Below are 18,138 nucleotides of genomic sequence, written 5' to 3'. Positions count from 1 at the left end.
GTCATGACGAACACCGTCAAGACCGTCGACCACTGGATCGGTGGCAAGACCGTCGAGGGCACGTCGGGCAACTGGGGTCCGGTCACCGACCCGGCCACCGGCGCCGTGACCACCCGGGTCGCGCTCGCCTCCGTCGAGGAGGTCGACGCGGCGGTGGCCGCCGCCAAGGCCGCCTTCGCCACCTGGGGCACCTCCTCGCTGGCCCAGCGCACCACGATCCTCTTCAAGTTCCGCGCGCTGCTCGACGCCAACCGCGACGCCATCGCCGAGCTGATCGTCGCCGAACACGGCAAGGTGCACTCCGACGCGCTCGGCGAGGTCGCCCGCGGCCTGGAGATCGTCGACCTGGCCTGCGGCATCACCACCCAGCTCAAGGGCGAGCTCTCCACCCAGGTGTCGAACCGCGTGGACGTGGCGTCCATCCGCCAGCCGGTCGGCGTCGTCGCCGGCATCACGCCGTTCAACTTCCCGGCCATGGTGCCGATGTGGATGTTCCCGATCGCCATCGCGACCGGCAACACCTTCGTCCTCAAGCCGAGCGAGAAGGACCCCTCCCCGTCCCTGAAGATCGCCGAGCTGCTTGCCGAGGCCGGTCTGCCGGACGGCGTCTTCAACGTCCTGCACGGCGACAAGGTGGCCGTGGACCGGCTCCTGGAGCACCCGGACGTGGCGGCGGTCTCCTTCGTCGGCTCCACCCCGATCGCGCGGCACATCCACACCACCGCCTCCGCCAACGGCAAGCGCGTCCAGGCGCTCGGCGGCGCCAAGAACCACATGCTGGTCCTCCCGGACGCCGACCTCGACGCGGCGGCCGACGCGGCCGTCTCGGCGGCGTACGGCTCGGCCGGCGAGCGCTGCATGGCGATCTCGGCGGTCGTCGCCGTCGGCTCGATCGCGGACGAGCTGGTGGACAAGATCCGCGAGCGCGCCGAGAAGATCAAGATCGGCCCCGGCACCGACCCCACCTCCGAGATGGGCCCGCTCATCACGGCCGCCCACCGCGACAAGGTCGCCTCCTACGTGCACGGCGCGGCGGACGAGGGCTGCGAGGTCGTCCTCGACGGCACCGGCTACACCGTCGACGGCCACGAGGACGGGCACTGGATCGGCCTCTCCCTCCTGGACCGCGTCCCCACCACGGCCAAGGCCTACCGGGACGAGATCTTCGGCCCGGTCCTGTGCGTGCTGCGCACGGAGACGTACGAGGAGGGCCTCGCCCTCATCAACGCCTCGCCGTTCGGCAACGGCACCGCGATCTTCACCCGCGACGGCGGCGCGGCCCGCCGCTTCCAGCTGGAGGTCGAGGCCGGCATGGTCGGCGTCAACGTCCCGATCCCGGTCCCGGTGGGCTACCACTCCTTCGGCGGCTGGAAGGACTCGCTCTTCGGCGACCACCACATCTACGGCAACGACGGCGTGCACTTCTACACCCGCGGCAAGGTCGTCACCACCCGCTGGCCCGACCCGTCCGACGCCCCGGCCGGCGTCGACCTGGGCTTCCCGCGCAACCACTGACGTCCCGGACATCCCGGACGCACGGCCCCCGGAGCGCACCCGCGCCCCGGGGGCCGTCGGCGTTCCCGGTCACCACGCCAACCGCCCTACCCGGCAGGGGAATACGGCGCCCCGGCCGACGGTTCCGGCGATCGGAAGCACCGGAGACGATCACGTGCGCGAGCGGCCGGCGGTCGCGGGGCGCCCGTACAGGGGGAGACGGATGAAGGCGGTCGCGTTCAAGGAGATCGGCGGACCGGAGGTCCTGCGCCCGGTGGAGCTGCCCGCGCCGGAGCCCGGGCCGGGCGAGGTGCTGATCCGGGTGGCGTACGCGGGGGTCAACTACGGCGAGGTGCAGCACCGACTGGGCGACTTCGGCGCGCCCGAGGGCGAGACGGTGACCGGCCTGGAGGCGTCGGGGACGGTGGCGGCGCTCGGCGAGGGCGTGACGGGCCTCGCGCTCGGCGAGGAGGTCGCCGCGTACCTCACCGACGGCGGTGGCTACGCGGAGTACGCGGTGGCACCGGCGGAGTTCGTCTTCTCCCTGGCGGAGACGGGCCTGGACCTGCGCACGGCCGGTGCCGCGACCCTCGTCCTGACGACCGCGTACGGGGTGCTGGCCGGGGCGGGCCGGATCGCCCCGGGGGACACGGTCCTCGTGCACGCGGCGGCGGGCGGGGTCGGCTCGGCGGCGGCGCAGCTCGCCCGGTCGCTGGGAGCGGCGGCGGTGTACGGCACCGTGAGCACGAAGGGGAAGGCGGAGTACGCGGCCCGCTTCGGCTATGACGAGGTCTTCCTGCGGGACGGCTTCGCGGACGCGGTGCGGGAGGCGACCTCCGGGCGGGGCGTGGACCTGGTCCTGGACCCGGTCGGCGGCCCCACCCGCCTGGCGAGCTTCGAGATCCTGGCCCCGTTCGGCCGGGTCCTGGTCTACGGCGAGGCGGCCCGCCACCCCGACCTGAGCCTCCCGGTCCTCCCGGTGTGGAAGAACAACCGCGTCCTGGGGGGCTACAACATCGGCGACCTCTCCCGCCGCGACCCCGGCGCCGTCCGCCGCCACGCCCTCGCGGCACTGCGCCTGGCCGGGTCCGGAGCCGTACGGATCGACATCACGGCCGAGTACGACCTGACCGGGGCGCCGGAGGCGCAGCGGATCCTCGAAGCCGGCGAGAACACGGGGAAGGCCGTGCTGAGGGTCGGGGCCTGAGCCCGGCGGTACGGGGACGGGGCGGAGGAACATCCACCGCGTCCCCGTACCGCCACGCCGGCCGTTGCCGCACCGACCATTACCGCGCCGACCGCTGCCGCACCGACTATTACCGCACCGACCACTACCGCGCCGATCACCGCCGCGACCCACTACCGCGCCGATCACCGCCGCGACCCACTGCCGCGCCGGTCGCCGCCGCACCGGCCACTGCCGCGACCCACTGCCGCGCCGGTCGCCGCCCCGCCGATCACCGCCGCGCCCCGTCGCCGTCGGCTCGGGCCGGAGGCGCCGCCTCCCCGGCCGGCAGGGTCCAGCCCAGCATCGCGAACACCCCCTCGTCCGCCGCACCGGCCGCGCGGTAGGTCGCGAGGGCGGGGTCGTTGTCCGTGTCCACGCCCACCCAGGCGCCCCGGCAGCCGCGCTCCCGGGCCGCCGCGAGCAGGGCCTCCGTCAGCGCCCGGCCCGTGCCGCGCCGCCGGTGGCCCTCGTCCACGGACAGTTCGTAGAGGCACATCTCCGTCCCCTTGTCCGGGTGGGTCATCTCGATCCCGGACACGAAGCCGGCCGGGAAGCCGTCCTCCGTGTAGGCGATGAGCATCAGGTGCCCCGGCGCCGCCAGGAAGCGGTCCGCCCACTCCTCCCGCGCCGGGCCGTCGTAGAGGTGCTCCGCCGCGAGCAGCTCGGCCGCCGTCGTCGCCCGCCGGATCTCGATCACGTCTCCTCCATGGGACCTGGGGGTGTGCGTCCCGCCGATCATGCCGGACGCCGCCCCCCGGTCCGGTCCGATCGGCGTACCGCCCCCGCGTACCGCCCCCGCGTACTGCGCCCGCTGTACGCGGACCGTGCTCCGTACGACCCCAGGAGGTGCGGGACCTCCGCCTTTCGGGAGCCGTGGTCCGCGGCGGGCCCGCTTAGGCTCGGGACCATGCGACTCCGACTTCCCCGGTGGGCCGCGGTCACCGCCGCGCTCACCGTCCTCGCGGGTGCCGGCACCTGGACCGCCGTCGCCTCGGACGATCCACCGCCCGTGCACCGCGCGGACCGGACGCTCGACGTCGACGGCGTACGGCTCGACACCTCGTACTTCACCGGAGACGGCGACGGGCGCAGGCCCGCCGTCCTCCTCGGCCACGGCTTCGGCGGCTCCAAGGAGGACGTCCGCGCCCAGGCCGAGGGCCTGGCCCGCGAGGGCTACGCCGTCCTCACCTGGTCCGCCCGCGGCTTCGGCGCCTCCACGGGCGAGATCGGACTCAACGACCCCGAGCACGAGGTGAAGGACGTCAGCGGGCTGATCGACTGGCTCGCCGACCGGCCCGAGGTCCTCCTCGACAAGGCGGGCGACCCGCGCGTCGGCGTCAGCGGCGCCTCCTACGGCGGCGCGGTCTCCCTGCTCGCCGCCGGGCACGACCCGCGCGTCGACGCGATCGCCCCCCGGATCACGTACTGGAACCTCGCCGACGCCCTCTTCCCGAACGGCGTCTTCAAGAAGCTCTGGGCCGGGATCTTCTTCTCCGCCGGGAACGGCGCGGGCGCCGGGATCGGGCCGGGCGCGGGCGACGGGCCCGCCACCGGTGAGACCCCCGCCCCCGGTGACGCCCCCGCGTCCGGCGGAGCCACCGCCGCCGGAGGCGGGAAGGCTCCCGCCGCGGCCGGCAGGGCCCCCGCTCCCGGGAAGCCCCCCGCCTGCGGCCGGTTCACCGCCGAGCTGTGCTCGCTCTACCAGCGCGTCGCCGTCTCCGGGAAGCCGGACGACGCCGCCCGCGCCCTGCTCGAAGCCCGCAGCCCCTCCGCCGTCGGCAACCGGATCAAGGTGCCCGCGCTCCTCGTGCAGGGCCGCTCCGACTCGCTGTTCACCCTCGCCCAGTCCGACGCCATGGCCCGCGCCATCGCCGCCAACGGCGCGCCCGTCGCCGTCGACTGGACCGCCGGCGGCCACGACGGCGGCGACCAGGAGACCGAGCGCGTCGAGCGGCGCGTCGGCGCCTGGTTCGACCGCTGGCTGAAGCGGGACGCCTCCGCCGACACCGGCCCCGCCTTCCGCGTCAGCCGCACCGGCGGCGTCGACTCCACCAACGGCCGGGCGACCCTGCGCGCCGCGACCGCCGACCGCTACCCGGGCCTCACCGCCGGCACCGCGGCCGTCCCCCTCGGCGGTGCCCCGCAGACCTTCGCCAACCCGCCGGGCGCCGCGCCGCCCGCCGTCTCCGCCGTCCCCGGCCTCGGCGGCGGACTCTCCGGCCTCTCCTCCCTCGGCGTCGGCCTCTCCCTCGACTTCCCCGGCCAGCACGCCCGCTTCGACGCGAAGCCGCAGACGGAGGAGCTGCGGATCACCGGCGCGCCGACCGTCCGCGTCAAGGTCACCTCGACCGCCGCCGACGGCTCCGCCGTCCTCTTCGCCAAGGTGTACGACGTCGGCCCCGACGGCCGGCAGCAGGTGCTGCCCTCCCAGCTCGTCGCCCCCGTGCGCGTCGAGGACGCCCGGGCGGGCCGCGACGTCACCCTGACGCTGCCCGCGATCGACCACGAGGTGGAGGCCGGACACCGGCTGCGGCTCGTCGTCGCCGCCACCGACCTCGGCTACGCCTCCCCGGTCGCCCCCGCCGCCTACACCGTCGCCGTCGAGGGACCCCTGACCGTGCCCACCGCGCCCGGCCTCACCACCCGGGCCGCCGGCCTGCCGTGGTGGGTGTGGGGCCTGCCGCTGATCGGTCTCGTCGTCGCCGTCGCGCTGCTCCTGACGGCCCGGCGCCGGACCGCCGCGCCCGCCCCCGACCCGGAGCTCGTCGCCGTACCGCTCCAGATCACCGGACTCTCCAAGAAGTACAAGGGCGGCGAGCGGTACAGCGTCAAGGACCTCTCCTTCCGGGTCGAGCAGGGCCAGGTCCTCGGCCTCCTCGGCCCGAACGGCGCCGGAAAGACCACCACCCTGCGCATGCTGATGGGCCTCATCGCCCCCGACGAGGGCGAGATCCGGGTCTTCGGCCAGGCGATCCGGCCCGGCGCCCCGGTCCTCTCCCGCGTCGGCGCCTTCGTCGAGGGAGCCGGCTTCCTGCCGCACCTGTCGGGCCGGGAGAACCTCGACCTGTACTGGAAGGCCACCGGCCGCCCCGCCGAGGACGCCCACGTCGACGAGGCCCTGCGGATCGCGAACCTGGGCGGCGCCCTGGAACGCGCCGTGCGGACCTACTCCCAGGGCATGCGGCAGCGCCTCGCCCTCGCCCAGGCCATGCTCGGCCTGCCGGACCTGCTGATCCTGGACGAGCCGACCAACGGACTCGACCCGCCGCAGATCCGCGAGATGCGCGAGGTGATGATCCGGTACGCGGCCGGGGGCCGCACCGTCATCGTCTCCAGCCACCTCCTCGCGGAGGTCGAGCAGTCCTGCACCCACCTCGTCGTCATGGACCGGGGACAGCTCGTGCAGGCCGGCCCGGTCGCGGAGATCACCGGCTCCGGCGACACCCTCCTCGTGACCCTCGCCGAACGCACCCCCGACGGCGCTCCCGTCCCCGCCCTCCCGGACGCCCTCGTCGAGAAGATCGGCGCCCTGCCGGGCGTCGGCTCGGCCGCCCGCACCGACGCCGGACTCCTGGTCCGGCTCGACGGCGCCGACGCGACCGCCCTCATCGGCGAACTCGTCCGCCTGGACGTGCCGCTGACCGGGGTCGGGCCGCACCGACGCCTGGAGGACGCGTTCCTGACCCTGATCGGAGGAGGAGCCGCATGAGCAGCACCACCCCCAGCACCCTGCCGCCCGAGGGTCCCACCGTGGCGGAGGCCGCCCCCGGCTACCGGCCCGGACGCACCCTGCCGCTGCGCGTCGAGGTCCTGCGCCAGTGGAAGCGCCGCCGCACCCTGGTGATGGGCGCGATCCTGGTCGCCCTGCCGTTCGTCCTGATCGCGGCCTTCGCGATCGGCGGCGCCGGGGACGACGACCGCGACGGCCGCGTCACCCTGATCGACACGGCGACGACCTCGGGCGCCAACTTCGCGGCCACCTGCCTCTTCGTCTCGGCCGGTTTCCTGCTCGTCATCCCCGTGGCGCTGTTCTGCGGGGACACGGTCGCCTCCGAGGCGAGCTGGTCCTCGCTGCGCTACCTGCTTGCCGCGCCCGTGCCCCGGTCCCGGCTCCTCGCCTCGAAGCTGGCGGTCGCGCTCGGCTACAGCGCGGCCGCGATGCTCCTCCTCCCGCTGGTGGCCCTGACGGCGGGCACGGTCGCCTACGGCTGGGGGCCGCTCCGACTGCCGACCGGCGGCTCGGTGCCGGCCGAGGACGCCCTGCTGAGGATCGCGATCGCCGTCGCCTTCGTCTTCGCCTCCCAACTGGTCACCGCCGGGCTCGCCTTCTGGCTGTCCACCCGCACCGACGCCCCGCTCGGCGCGGTGGGCGGCGCCGTCGGCCTGACCATCGTCGGCAACGTCCTGGACGCCGTCACCGCGCTCGGCGACTGGCGCGACTTCCTGCCCGCGCACTGGCAGTTCGCCTGGATCGACGCGCTCCAGCCCCAGCTGGAGTGGGGCGGCATGGTGAAGGGCACGGCGATCTCCCTGACGTACGCCCTGGTCCTCTTCGCCCTCGCCTTCCGGGGCTTCGCCCGCAAGGACATCGTGTCCTGACGGGGTGAACGACCCTCACAACCACCCCCTGCGAGCCGCTTCCGCACCCGCGCGGAAGCGGCTCGTCGTGCCGAGGGCCGCCATCAGCTCGCCGACCCGCCGGCTGTAGGTCCGCGCGGACATGCCGAGCCGGGCCGCCGCGGTCTCGTCCGTGAGCCCCGCGAGGAGGGCGTCGAGCACCGGCCGCAGCTGGGGCGGCAGGTCGTCCGGCGGCGGCGACGGGGACGGCACCGCGCAGGCCGCCGGGTCCTCGGCCAGTGCCCAGCAGACGTGGTGGAGCCGGACGAGGGCCTGCACCACCACGGGGTCGCGGATCAGCAGCAGCCCGTTGTAGAGCAGCTCCAGATCGAGCGGGATCGCCGCCACCGTCCGGTCGACGAGGATCATCTTGAACGGGATCGCCTCCACCAGCCGGGCCTGCCCGGGGATCCGCAGCCCCTCCCCGAGCCGGGGCAGCGCGTGCCGCGGGACGATCCTCCGCACCTCGTCGGCCCGCTCCGCCGCGGCCCGCATGCACGCTCCCGCCAGCTCCAGGAACGGCTCGGGGATCGCGTAGCCCGCGGACGCAACCGGGTCGTCGAAGGTCAGCAACTCGTGCCGGGTGGAGGCGGCCAGCCCGGCGAGCGCGGCACTGATGCGCCGCGCGCCCCGGACCGGGCGCCCCATGGGCCGCTGTCCCTCGGTCGCGGCCCGGTTCATCGCCGAACGGGCGAGCATCACGGAGCCCGCGCTCTCTGCCACCGCTGACCACCCCCGCCGATCGATGTCCACTCCATGTACGCATGTGACTGCACACGGTGACAACCCCTGTTGAGAAGGATGGCGAATCCATGCCACCGGAGTTCACCCGTGTCGCCGTTGCCGCATCGAGATCCATCCGCAACCCCTTCGACTGCTCTTTTCGGGGCCCCGGTTCGTCACATTCACAAGTGCCTTACGAAGAGGGGGAGATGGAATGGAACGGAACGAGACGAGGGGGACCCGGTCCCGCCGGACCCGGGTCCCGGCCGTGATCGCGGGGTTGCTCGCCGCCGGAATCGTCCTCGCGGGCTGCGGCGCGTCCGGCGACGGGGGCACCGCCGACCGGAGCGCGAAGGACGGCGGACGCACCGCCCCGGCCCCGCCCGACGGCGGACGCACCGCCCCGGCCGCCCCCGACGGCGGACGCACCGGGACGGCCGGCCCCGAGGAGGGCGAGCAGCGGTCCCCGTCGCCCGCACCCGACTACCTGTCCACCTTCGCCCTGGACGTGGACACCGCCTCGTACGGGTACGCCCGCCGCGCCCTCGCCGACGGGCGGCTGCCCGACCCGGCGACCGTGCGCCCCGAGGAGTTCGTCAACAGCTTCCGCCCGAACTACGAACGCCCCGCCGACGACGGCTTCAGCGTCACCCTCGACGGCGCCCGCACCGGCCGGGACGGCTGGTCCCTGGTCAGGGTCGGCCTCGCCACCCGGGGCGCGGACCGGAGCGGCGAACGCCCGCCCGCCGCCCTCACCTTCGTCGTCGACGTCTCCGGCTCCATGGACGAGCCGGGGCGGCTCGACCTCGTCAAGGAGTCCCTCGGACTGCTCGTCGGCGAACTCCGCGACGACGACTCGATCGCGCTCGTCACCTTCAGCTCCGAAGCCGAGACCCGGCTCCCCATGACCCGCGTCGGGGAGGCCCGGAGCCGGATCCGCGAGGTGGTCGGCTCCCTGGCCACCAGCGCGTCCACCAACGTGGAGGCCGGCGTCCGCACCGGCTACGACACCGCCGTCGCCGGACACCGCGAGGGCGCCACCAACCGGGTCGTCCTGCTCTCCGACGCGCTCGCCAACACCGGCTCCACCGAGGCGGAGACGATCCTCGCCCGCATCGGCGAGGAGCGCCGGAAGTACGGGATCACCCTCTTCGGCGTCGGGGTCGGCAGCGAGTTCGGTGACGCGTTCATGGAGCGGCTCGCCGACCGGGGCGACGGCCAGACGACGTACGTCTCCAACGCGGCGCAGGCCCGCAAGGTCTTCGTCGACCAGCTCCCCGCCCACGTCGAGCTGCGCGCCCGCGACGCCAAGGCGCAGGTCGCCTTCGACCGGCGGACCGTCGAGAAGTTCCGCCTGATCGGCTACGAGAACCGGGAGGTCGCGGACGAGGACTTCCGGAACGACCGGGTGGACGGCGGCGAGATCGGGGCCGGCCACACGGTCACCGCGCTGTACGCGGTCAGGACCAGGCCCGGTGCGACCGGGACCGTCGCCACCGCCACCGTGCGCTGGCTCGACCCCGCCACCCGGGCCCCGCGCGAGCGCTCCGGCACCGTCGCGACCGGCGCCCTGACCGCCGACATCTGGGGCCCCGGCCACGACAGCCTGCAACTGACCGCCGTCGCCGCCTACTTCGCGGACGCCCTGCGGGGCGGCGCGCTCCCGGGGGCGCCGGGGCTCGGGACGCTCGCGGCGCGCGCCGACGCGATCGCCGGGCGGTCCGGCTCGGCGGTGGTGCGGGAACTCGCCGAGTCGGTACGGAGGGCGGAGACCCTGCGCGGTCCGTCGGAGGAACCGTCGGAGCCGGGCCGGCCGGGGGAGGGGGAGCTGCGGTCGGGCGACCCGTACAGCTGACGGACACGCCTGACGCTCGGGGCGGGAGGCATCGCCGCCCACACGCGTCCGACGCACACGCCTGACGCACGCGCCCGACGCGCGGGCCGGGAAGTACCGCCGCACACACGCCTGAAGCACGTGCCCGGCGCGCGGGCCGGGGAACACCGCCGCGCACACACCTGACGCCCGGGGCGGGCAGCGGGACAGAATGGCCCATGGCCACCCTGCTGCTCGCCCTCGCCGTCGTCTGCACCGGTCTCTACGCCGGTTTCATGCTGGTCTTCCTGACCGGAGTCATGCCCGCGCTCGCCCGTCTGACGGACGACGGGTTCGTCACGGCGATGCGCCGGATCAACGAGTACGTGCCGAGGGCCGTGTTCCTCACCGTCTTCCTCGGCGTGATCGTCTTCCCCGCCGCCGCGTTCCTCGTCCCCGTCGCCGGGCGCACCGACGCGCAGAAGTGGTGCGTCCTCGCGGGGCTCGTGTGCGCGGTCCTCAACCACCTGGTCACCCTCGGCGGCAACATCCCCCTCAACAACGCCCTGGCGCGCGACCCCGGGGGCGACCCCTCGGCGGCCCGGGCCGCCTTCGAGGACCGGTGGAACGGTTTCCACCGCGCCCGCACGGCCCTGATCACCGTCTCGTTCGGCCTGCTCACCGCCGCCGCCGTGCTCTGAGGCCGCCCGAAACATCCGTCCCGTCCGGTCCGGAACCGTACCGGAGCGTCTGTTTGTGGCGTGAAGTCGTGGGTCGGGACGCCTCCGCTCCCCGCGAAGGACCCCCAAAAGCATACCCCCGAGTCCGGAAACAGACTTTCGCCACGGGTCGATTATCAGTCACTGGCAGAAACTTGATGCGCCTAAATACGGACAAAGAGGGTGGATCACCCTGATATCCAGGGAGGTGATTCCGTACCCTCCGGTTTCTTATTGACATGCCTACGGGGGTCTTTTCTAATCATCGAGAGTCATCCCGCGCGCAGACACCGCACAGGCACTGAGGGGGCAAGGTGGACGTCCGGATCCTGGGGGGGCTGTCGGTACGTGAGAACGGGGTGTCGATCACCCCGACGGCGGCCGCGCCCCGACAGCTCCTCGCCCTGCTCACGGCCAGTGCCGACCAGGTCGTCCCCGTGACGGTCCTGACCGAGGAGCTGTGGCCGTCCGGCGCGCCGCGCGGCGCCCGCGCGGAGCTCCAGGCCCACATAGCCGGGCTGCGCGCCCTCGTCGACGACGCCCTGCGCGCGACCGGCCCCGCCGACCCGCGGGCCGGCTGGTCCGACCGGCGCACCGCCGACGCGGTCCTCGTCTCCCAGCCCGGCGGCTACCGGCTCGACACCGGCGGCGGCGCCCACGACGTCTGGCAGTTCGAGCGCGCGGCCGGGGCCGGCTACCGGGCCATGGAGGCCGGCGACCTCCAGCGCGCCGCGCTCCGCCTCGGCGAGGCCCTGGCCCTGTGGCGCGGCGACCCGTACGCGGGCGTCGCCGCGGGCCCCCGCCTCCGCAGGGAGATCGAGCGCCTCGAAACCTCCCGGCTCAGCGTCCTCGACCAGTGGCTCGAAGCGCAGCTCGGCCTCGGCCGGCACGCCGAACTCGTCCCGGAGCTCACCGGACTCGTCGCCCGCTACCGCGCCAACGAGCCGCTCCACGCCCACCTCATGGTCGCCCTGCTGCGCTGCGGCCGGCACGACGAGGCCCTCACCGTGTACGAGCGGCTGCGCCTCGCCCTCAAGGCCGAGAGCGGCACGGAGCCCTCGGCGCGGCTGCGGCGCCTCCAGCGCTCGGTCCTGGCCGTGCGGCACACCGGCGAGCGCCCCGCCCTGGGCCTCCGGGTCCCCACCCAGTACTCCCCGCCCCGCCCCCGCCTCGTCCCCGCGGGCTCCTTCGGCTGACGGCCGGTCAGCCCCGGGCGGCCGGCGCCGGGCGACCACCGGACGGCCGACGGCCGACCGCCACCCGGCCCCTCCCCGGCACCGGAGGGAATGAAGTGCCGCAACTCACCGTTGACCGGCTTCCGAAGCCGAATTAGTTTCGGCGGGCAGGACGGGTTTCCTCCGAGGTGCCCTATTTCGCTCGACATACGGGGGACTGGACCATGACCACGTACGGCGCCGACGGAGCCGGTGGTGCCGACGCGCTGCTCACGGTCCTCGAACTCCTCGCCCGGCAGGCCCCGCCCGCCCGCTTCGACGCCCTCCTCGACGAGGCCCGCCGGGGCGGTCCCGGCCGCGAGGACCTCGGCCGCCTGGAACGGGCCGTCGTGCTCGCCGGCCAGGTCCACGCCGAACGCGCCCACGACGCGCGCCGCGAGGCCGGACTCGACGCCCTCACCGACACCGCCCGCGACCTGACCCTCTCCTACGACCTCGATGGCCTGCTGCACGTCATCACCCGCCGCGCCCGCCGGCTCCTCGGCCTCGACCTGGCCTACGTCACCCTGCGCGGCCCGCACGGCGCCTGCTACGTCCACACCACCGAGGGCACCCTCCCCGGCCGCGCCGGGGGCCCGCGCCTCGCCCCCGGCCTCAGGATCGCCGAGGGGTACGGGCTCGGCGGCGCCGTCCAGCTCCACGGCGAGCCCGTCTGGACCCCGGACTACCTCGCCGACGAGCGGTTCGCGCCCTCCGGCTCCCTCGACGCGGGCGTCCACGCCCCCGCCTTCGACGAGGCCGCCGAGGCCGCCCTGCGCGCCGAGGGGCTGCACGCGATCCTGGCCGCCCCGCTGCGCAGCGGGGAGACCGTCATCGGCACCCTGTTCGGGGCCGACCGGCGCGTCCGCCACCACACCTCCGAGGAGATCGGGCTCCTCGCCGCGCTCGCGGACCTCGCCGCCCTCGCCGTCGAGAAGGCCGGCCTCCTCGACCGGACCCGGGCCGAGGTCTCCGAACTGGAGCGGGACAGCTCCCGCGTGCGCACCCGGCTGACCCGGATGCGGCACGTCAGCGAGGCCCACGGCCGCATCATGAACCTCGTCCTCGCGGGCGGCGACCTGTGCAACGTCGCCAAGGCCGCCGCCGACGCCCTCGACGCGAGCGTCCTGATCCGCGACCCCGGCGGCCGGACCCTCGCCCTGATCGGGGACGTCCCCGGCCTCGACGAGGAGGCCGTCCAGGAGGCCGTCGAGAAGGCCTCGCTCGACGCCCACGCCCGCCGCCGCCCGGTCCTCGCCGCCGCCGACATCTGGGTCGCGCCGGTCATCGCCGGCTCCGAGGACCTCGGCGGCCTCGTCGTCCACGCCGCCGGAGGACTCACCGGCGAGGACGAACGGCTCCTCGAACTCGCCGCCCAGTCCGTCGCCTTCCTCCTCCTCATGCGGCGCTCCACGGCCGTCGCCGAGGGCCCCGTCCGCGACGAGCTCCTCGACGACCTCATCGCGGACCCGCCGCACGCCCCGCAGCAGATCGCCCAGCGGGCCGGCCGCCTCGGCGTCGACCTGCGCCGCCCGCACGTCCTCGTGCTCGCCCGGCCCGAGGGCGGCGAGCAGGGCCGGGCGGTGGTGTGGGCGTCCTCGTACGCGTACCGCCTCTCCGGTCTGAAGACCGTGCAGGGCGGCTGCATCGTGCTGCTGCTGCCGGGCGACGACGCCTCGGCCGCCGCCCGGGCCGTCGCCGCCGAGCTGTCCCCGCTGCTCGGGCACCCCGTCTCCGTCGCCTCCGCCGGACCCGGCTGGAGCCCGGACGCCGTCGCGCGGATGCACCGGGAGGCCTGGCGCTGCCTCGACGCGATGAGCGCCCTCGGCGGCACCGGCTCCGCGGCCTCCGTGCGCGACCTGGGCTTCCTGGGGCTGCTGCTCTCCGACGACAACGACGTGGACGGCTTCGTGGAGTCGGCGATCGGGCCCGTGCTCGACTACGACGCCGAGCGGTTCACCGACCTCACGCACACCCTGGAGGCGTACTTCGCCTCGGGCGGCAGCCCGACGAACGCGGCCGAGGCGCTGCACGTCCACCCCAACACGGTCTCCCGCCGCCTGGAGCGGATCGGCGACCTCCTCGGCCCCGAGTGGCAGAAGCCCGGCCAGGTCCTGGAGGTGCAGCTCGCGCTCCGGCTCCAGCGCACCCGGGAGGCCCTGGCCCGCGGCCGCGTCACCCCCGAACCGCCCCGCCCGCCGGAGCGCGGCGCCTGAGGCGGGGCGGTAGCTGACGCGGGGCGGGACTTGAGGCGGGGGAGGACCCGACGGCGGGGCAGGCCCGACGCGAGGTCAGGACCGCCCCGTACGCTCCGGAACCGCCCGGCCGGAACCGCCCCGCCGGAACCGTCCCGCCGGACTCAGCTCGCCGAGCGCCGCGAGCCGTAGCCGGAGTCGTAGCCCGCGTCCCACTGGGTGGCCAGGACCGTCGCCGCGTGGGCCGCCGAGGCCAGGGTGATGTGACGGTGCCAGCCGCGGAACGAGCGGCCCACGAAGTCCCGCAGCCCCGCCTCCTCCCCGACCTCCGCGAAGTCCCGCTCCACCCGGCGGGCGAGCTTGGTGAGCCGCAGCAGGGTGCCCACCTGCGAACCGGTCAGGTCGCTGATCCACACCCGGGACGGGGCCCGCCGCGGGTCGTCCCACTCGCCGAGCAGCACGAGCGGACGCATCCGCTCCCCGCCCGGCGTCGGCAGCGCCACCCGGACGGCCGTGGCGAGCGAGGTCCGCGAGGTCCGCACGCCCCCCACCGTGTCCACCCAGCTCACCGGCCGGCGCAGCCCCTTGAGGGACTCCAGTATCTGCACGGCGGACAGCGGGCCCGCCCCGAAGCCGGGCAGCGAGCGGTCCGCGATCGCGAGCCGGGAACCCGGCCCGATCCGGGCCACGACCGGCACCCCGGCCGCGGCGAGCCGGGTGAGGGCCGCGCGGCCCGCGCCGCCCCGGATGTCGATGAGGACCGGCTTGCGGGTGACGTCGGACCAGCGGGCGGTGTCGAGCGCCGCCGAGACCGCGCACTCCTCCAGGGTCTCCTCGCCGGCCTCCTCGGGGACCTCCGCGCGGTCGCGCCGCGTGCGGTCGTTCACCCAGGGGTCCGGCAGGAAGAGGCGCCAGTTGACCGGGACGCTCAGGTCCTCGCCCGCGAACCACACGCCGAAGGCCTGCTGTCCGTGGAAGACCTGACCGCGCTCCGGGTCGAAGCGCCGGTCCACGCCCACGGAGTGCTCTCCGGCCTTCGGGATCGGCATGGGCCGCACCACCCAGGCCTGCGGGCAGCCGTTCCGCTCCAGGTAGCGGCCGAGCGCCGCCCGCATGGGCTGCCAGTCCCAGGTGGAGCTGGAGACGAAGTGGTGCAGGCTCTGCTCGGCCGCGGGACCGCCGATCTGCGCGGCGATGTTGCGGATCGACTTGCGGCCCTGCGCGGTGAGCAGACCGTGCAGGTACTGCTCGGCCTTCAGGCGCTGGTCGCGGCGGGCGAAGCCGGAGAAGAGCGCGGAACACAGCTCGGCGTAGACGTCCTCGCGCGAACCGGCCGCGCCGACGGACCTGGCGGCGCCCAGGGGGACGGCCGGGGCGATGCCCCCGGTGGTGGCCCTGCGCTTGGTTGCGACGGATGTACTCACGAGACTCCTGCCCGAAGGTTGCGCAGCTCCTTCCCGCTGCACCACCACCGTCTCCCGGCACCGCCCCCGGGGACGAGGTGTACCCGGCACCCGAATCGGCCGCCGGATGGTGGCCGGACCACCGCCCCCTCCTTCCGCGCAGGTCACAGCCCTCCCCGCCGTCCCGCGGCGGGCCCCCGCGAGACCTCCCCGAGACCCGGGGGAAGGCCTCGGGGGAGATCTGACAGACTCGGCGACCGGGCTTTGACCCGTCGCACTGCGTGGCCGGACCATCGCAGAGCGAGGCGGCACGGGTCCGCCCGGTTAATGCCCCAGGCCGGGAGCCGGGCCCGTGCGCCTCGCCTCGACGCGCCCGCCCTTCGGGAGCGCCGTCGGCTCAGGCGGTGATCCAGTCACCGGTCGCGATCACCGGCTGCACGCCCTGGCGGTGGACGGTGCCCTCGATGAGGCCGTACATCCGGTCGGCCGCGAAGTACACCTCGTTGTCGTTCTTCAGGCCGAACGGCTCCAGGTCGACCAGGAAGTGGTGCTTGTTCGGCAGGTTGAGCCGCACCTCGTTCACCGTGGACACGTGGTCCAGGACCCGGTCCGCCATCGCGTGCAGGGTCTGCTGGAGCGAGTGGCTGTACGTCTCCGCGAACGCCTCCAGCAGGTGCCGGCGCACCTTCTCGTACGAGCGGTCCCAGTCGTGCTCCGGGTCCGCCGCCGCCGTGGCCGAGTTCGCCCAGCGGGCGGTGACCTTGGTGGCCAGGATCCGGTCGTACGCCTCCTTGAGCGTCGTGTACCGGTCCTTGATGTAGCCGTGGAACTCGGAGTTGGTCGAGTTCATCACCGTCAGCTCCTTCAGGCCCGAGAGGACCTGGAGGCCGGTGGTCTCCGAGTGGGTGACCTGCGCGGTGCGGACCTCCTGGCCCTTGCGGACGAAGGAGTGCTGCTCCTTGCGCGTCGGCACGGGGATCCGCTCCCAGGCGAACTCCTCGACCCGGATCTGCGCCTCGTGGACGACCGGCTGGGAGGTCACGAAGTGCCGGGCGAGGTGGATCGCGAAGGCCTCGGGGGAGGCGACGCCGTGCTCCTTGGCGAAGGCGTAGACCGTGTTCTTGGTGGTGTCGGTCGGCAGGCAGTTGCCGTTGTCGCCGGTCAGGTGCACGTCGCGGTACTCGCCGCGCAGCGCCACCGACACGTTCAGGTCGCGGATCTCGTGCCAGGCCCCCTCGTCGCCCTTGCGGGTGACGGCGACGATCCGGTTCTCGGCCTTGCCGTACTGGTTCTGTGCCAGGACGTGCTTGCTCATGTGCTGCTCAGCTCCCGCGGGTACGTGGATACGGATATCCCGTACGCCCGGCGTCCAGCGTCCCCGTCGTCCCGAGGGTCCGCTCCCCGCCGTCCGGCCCGTGAACGGCGGACCGCCCCGGGACTGACGAGCATCCCGGTCCGTAGGTTTCGGCTCGAAGATATGTGCGTTCCGGCCGCCTGGCAATGGTCCGGCGTGCGCGGCGACGGGCCCGGGACGGCGGGGCCGGGGGCGTCCGTCAGCCCGTGGGCAGCACCCGGGTCTCGGCCGCCGGGAAGCCCTTGGTCCACCAGTGGCCGTAACGCCCGTACACCAGCGGGTCCCTGCCGGCGAGGAGGCCGCCGAGCGCCGAGGCCTCGGCGGCCAGGCCCTCCCAGGCCCCGGCGGACAGCGGGTGGAAGGCCGTGGCCTCGATCCCGCCGTCGACGGGCCGCCAGACCCCGGCGACGTACCCGTCGACCAGGAGCGTCGGCAGCGTGTCGCCGTTCACCCGGATCACCAGCCTCCGGTACGCGGGCGGGATGATCCGGGAGCGGTCGGCGTACGCGAGGAGGACGCTGTCCCACATGGCGAGGAGGCGCGGCGGGGCCGGGGCCTCCCCGTCGGGGAGCGGCGCGCCCGGGACGTCGTACAGCACCGTCCCGTCGGCCGACTCCAGCCGTTCCAGCCCTCCTTCCAGCATCCGGACCGCCTCGCGCACCAGGCGCCGGGGCGCCGTCGTGAACTGCGCCATGTCCGCCACGGAGGCGGGTCCGAACCCCTCCAGGTAGCGCCGGAGCAGCACGGCCAGGGCGGCGGCGGACGCCTCCGGGTCGGCGAGCGCGGGCCGTTCGGCCGCCGCGACGAAGGACTGCGCGCTCCCGAACGCCCACGGCGGGCCCGTCGGCACGTGCCACAGCGGCGCGTACTGCCGCACCATCCGCCAGACCACGGGCGCCACCGGGCCGTCCCGGCCCCGTCCGATCAGCTCCCGCAGCTCGGCCCCGGTCCGCGCCTCCGAGGCGTGGGCGAGCAGACCGGGCAGGAGCGCGTCGGCGTCGGCGGGCGTGAATCCGGCCGCCGCGAACCGGGGGTCGTGGAGGCGCCCGCCGCGCAGCGTCGGCTCCATGGCCTCCCGGAAGGTCCGGTAGTCGTCGGCGTGCACCTGGTGGAGGGTGAGCCGCATCAGCGTCGAGCGGACCACCCGGAACCCGTTCTGGGCCTCGTCGAACCGCTCCGGCTCGAAGTCCGCGACCCGGTTCCACAGCGCCACGTACGGGGAACCCGGCTGCTGCGCCTGGAGCGCCACCACCCGCCGCACCGCGTCCTCGACGCCGATCGGCTCGCGGGCGAGGAGCAACTGCCGGGCGAGGGTGGAGCGGTTGAGGGCGCGCGGGGTGATCACCATGGGGCGATTCTCTCTCGCGGGAAGGGGGTT

The 18,138-nt window shown here is 74.8% G+C and carries 13 protein-coding genes; 8 read left to right on the top strand and 5 right to left on the bottom strand.

Features of this window, described 5'->3' with window-relative positions; translation table 11 throughout:
• The first annotated feature begins 3 nt into the window (after nucleotides 1-3).
• Together mmsA and ACWGSR_RS13505 are read left to right on the top strand one after the other, a co-directional pair.
• A complete protein-coding gene (gene mmsA / locus ACWGSR_RS13510; protein WP_376236252.1) occupies nucleotides 4-1,515 on the top strand; it encodes a CoA-acylating methylmalonate-semialdehyde dehydrogenase in 1,512 nt (503 codons plus the stop codon).
• A gap of 202 nt (nucleotides 1,516-1,717) precedes the next feature.
• Entirely contained in the window at nucleotides 1,718-2,701 is a 984-nt protein-coding gene (locus ACWGSR_RS13505) for a quinone oxidoreductase family protein (RefSeq protein ID WP_453566239.1), read from the top strand.
• A gap of 250 nt (nucleotides 2,702-2,951) precedes the next feature.
• Here the strand turns inward: ACWGSR_RS13505 and ACWGSR_RS13500 are convergent, their stop codons facing one another.
• A complete protein-coding gene (locus tag ACWGSR_RS13500) occupies nucleotides 2,952-3,416 on the bottom strand; it encodes an N-acetyltransferase family protein (RefSeq protein ID WP_453566523.1) in 465 nt (154 codons plus the stop codon).
• Nucleotides 3,417-3,629: 213 nt separating this feature from the next.
• Between ACWGSR_RS13500 and ACWGSR_RS13495 the strand changes: the two genes are divergently transcribed.
• On the top strand, nucleotides 3,630-6,431 hold the full coding sequence (locus tag ACWGSR_RS13495; protein ID WP_453566237.1) for a CocE/NonD family hydrolase: 2,802 nt from the start codon (nucleotides 3,630-3,632) through the stop codon (nucleotides 6,429-6,431).
• Nucleotides 6,428-7,321: an ABC transporter permease gene (locus ACWGSR_RS13490; RefSeq protein ID WP_453566234.1), complete on the top strand. Its 894-nt coding sequence runs from the start codon at nucleotides 6,428-6,430 to the stop codon at nucleotides 7,319-7,321. The genes ACWGSR_RS13495 and ACWGSR_RS13490 overlap by 4 nt, the downstream gene beginning before the upstream one ends.
• Before the next feature lie 15 nt (nucleotides 7,322-7,336).
• Here the strand turns inward: ACWGSR_RS13490 and ACWGSR_RS13485 are convergent, their stop codons facing one another.
• Nucleotides 7,337-8,062: a DNA-binding response regulator gene (locus ACWGSR_RS13485; RefSeq protein WP_453566232.1), complete on the bottom strand. Its 726-nt coding sequence runs from the start codon at nucleotides 8,060-8,062 to the stop codon at nucleotides 7,337-7,339.
• A 214-nt stretch (nucleotides 8,063-8,276) separates the two neighbouring features.
• On the opposite strand from ACWGSR_RS13485, the gene ACWGSR_RS13480 reads away from it, so the two are divergent.
• The 4 genes from ACWGSR_RS13480 to ACWGSR_RS13465 all read left to right on the top strand — a co-directional run bounded on the left by ACWGSR_RS13480 (nucleotide 8,277) and on the right by ACWGSR_RS13465 (nucleotide 14,024).
• A complete protein-coding gene (locus ACWGSR_RS13480; RefSeq protein ID WP_453566230.1) occupies nucleotides 8,277-9,917 on the top strand; it encodes a YfbK domain-containing protein in 1,641 nt (546 codons plus the stop codon).
• A gap of 197 nt (nucleotides 9,918-10,114) precedes the next feature.
• Entirely contained in the window at nucleotides 10,115-10,576 is a 462-nt protein-coding gene (locus tag ACWGSR_RS13475; protein WP_453566228.1) for an anthrone oxygenase family protein, read from the top strand.
• Between the two features lie 332 nt (nucleotides 10,577-10,908).
• The gene (locus ACWGSR_RS13470) at nucleotides 10,909-11,790 is read left to right on the top strand and encodes an AfsR/SARP family transcriptional regulator (RefSeq protein WP_376236271.1); all 882 of its coding nucleotides are present in this window, start codon (nucleotides 10,909-10,911) and stop codon (nucleotides 11,788-11,790) included.
• A gap of 203 nt (nucleotides 11,791-11,993) precedes the next feature.
• Nucleotides 11,994-14,024 carry a helix-turn-helix domain-containing protein gene (locus tag ACWGSR_RS13465; protein ID WP_376236273.1) on the top strand — a complete coding sequence of 677 codons (2,031 nt, stop codon included), beginning with the start codon at nucleotides 11,994-11,996 and terminating at the stop codon, nucleotides 14,022-14,024.
• A 143-nt stretch (nucleotides 14,025-14,167) separates the two neighbouring features.
• Here the strand turns inward: ACWGSR_RS13465 and ACWGSR_RS13460 are convergent, their stop codons facing one another.
• The 3 genes from ACWGSR_RS13460 to ACWGSR_RS13450 all read right to left on the bottom strand — a co-directional run bounded on the left by ACWGSR_RS13460 (nucleotide 14,168) and on the right by ACWGSR_RS13450 (nucleotide 18,108).
• Entirely contained in the window at nucleotides 14,168-15,427 is a 1,260-nt protein-coding gene (locus tag ACWGSR_RS13460) for an IS701 family transposase (RefSeq protein ID WP_376236275.1), read from the bottom strand.
• Nucleotides 15,428-15,803: 376 nt separating this feature from the next.
• Nucleotides 15,804-16,721, bottom strand: coding sequence for a factor-independent urate hydroxylase (gene pucL / locus ACWGSR_RS13455; RefSeq protein WP_453566224.1), 918 nt, complete (start codon nucleotides 16,719-16,721; stop codon nucleotides 15,804-15,806).
• Between the two features lie 238 nt (nucleotides 16,722-16,959).
• Nucleotides 16,960-18,108 (bottom strand): winged helix DNA-binding domain-containing protein, encoded by a 1,149-nt coding sequence (locus ACWGSR_RS13450; RefSeq protein ID WP_453566222.1) that lies wholly within the window; start codon nucleotides 18,106-18,108, stop codon nucleotides 16,960-16,962.
• Nucleotides 18,109-18,138 lie beyond the last annotated feature (30 nt).

It is taken from the genome of Streptomyces sp. NPDC055632 (genome assembly GCF_053618675.1).
Note: the sequence above shows the minus strand (reverse complement) of the source record. Positions and strands in the feature narration are given on the sequence as shown.

What these genes read in the sequence shown, in the direction of transcription:
- ACWGSR_RS13495 (WP_453566237.1), top strand. Translation starts at nt 3,630, where the DNA reads ATGCGACTCCGACTTCCCCGGTGGGCCGCGGTCACCGCCGCGCTCACC.
- mmsA (WP_376236252.1), top strand. Translation starts at nt 4, where the DNA reads ATGACGAACACCGTCAAGACCGTCGACCACTGGATCGGTGGCAAGACC.
- pucL (WP_453566224.1), bottom strand. Translation starts at nt 16,721, where the DNA reads ATGAGCAAGCACGTCCTGGCACAGAACCAGTACGGCAAGGCCGAGAAC.
- ACWGSR_RS13450 (WP_453566222.1), bottom strand. Translation starts at nt 18,108, where the DNA reads ATGGTGATCACCCCGCGCGCCCTCAACCGCTCCACCCTCGCCCGGCAG.
- ACWGSR_RS13465 (WP_376236273.1), top strand. Translation starts at nt 11,994, where the DNA reads ATGACCACGTACGGCGCCGACGGAGCCGGTGGTGCCGACGCGCTGCTC.
- ACWGSR_RS13475 (WP_453566228.1), top strand. Translation starts at nt 10,115, where the DNA reads ATGGCCACCCTGCTGCTCGCCCTCGCCGTCGTCTGCACCGGTCTCTAC.
- ACWGSR_RS13505 (WP_453566239.1), top strand. Translation starts at nt 1,718, where the DNA reads ATGAAGGCGGTCGCGTTCAAGGAGATCGGCGGACCGGAGGTCCTGCGC.
- ACWGSR_RS13480 (WP_453566230.1), top strand. Translation starts at nt 8,277, where the DNA reads ATGGAACGGAACGAGACGAGGGGGACCCGGTCCCGCCGGACCCGGGTC.
- ACWGSR_RS13490 (WP_453566234.1), top strand. Translation starts at nt 6,428, where the DNA reads ATGAGCAGCACCACCCCCAGCACCCTGCCGCCCGAGGGTCCCACCGTG.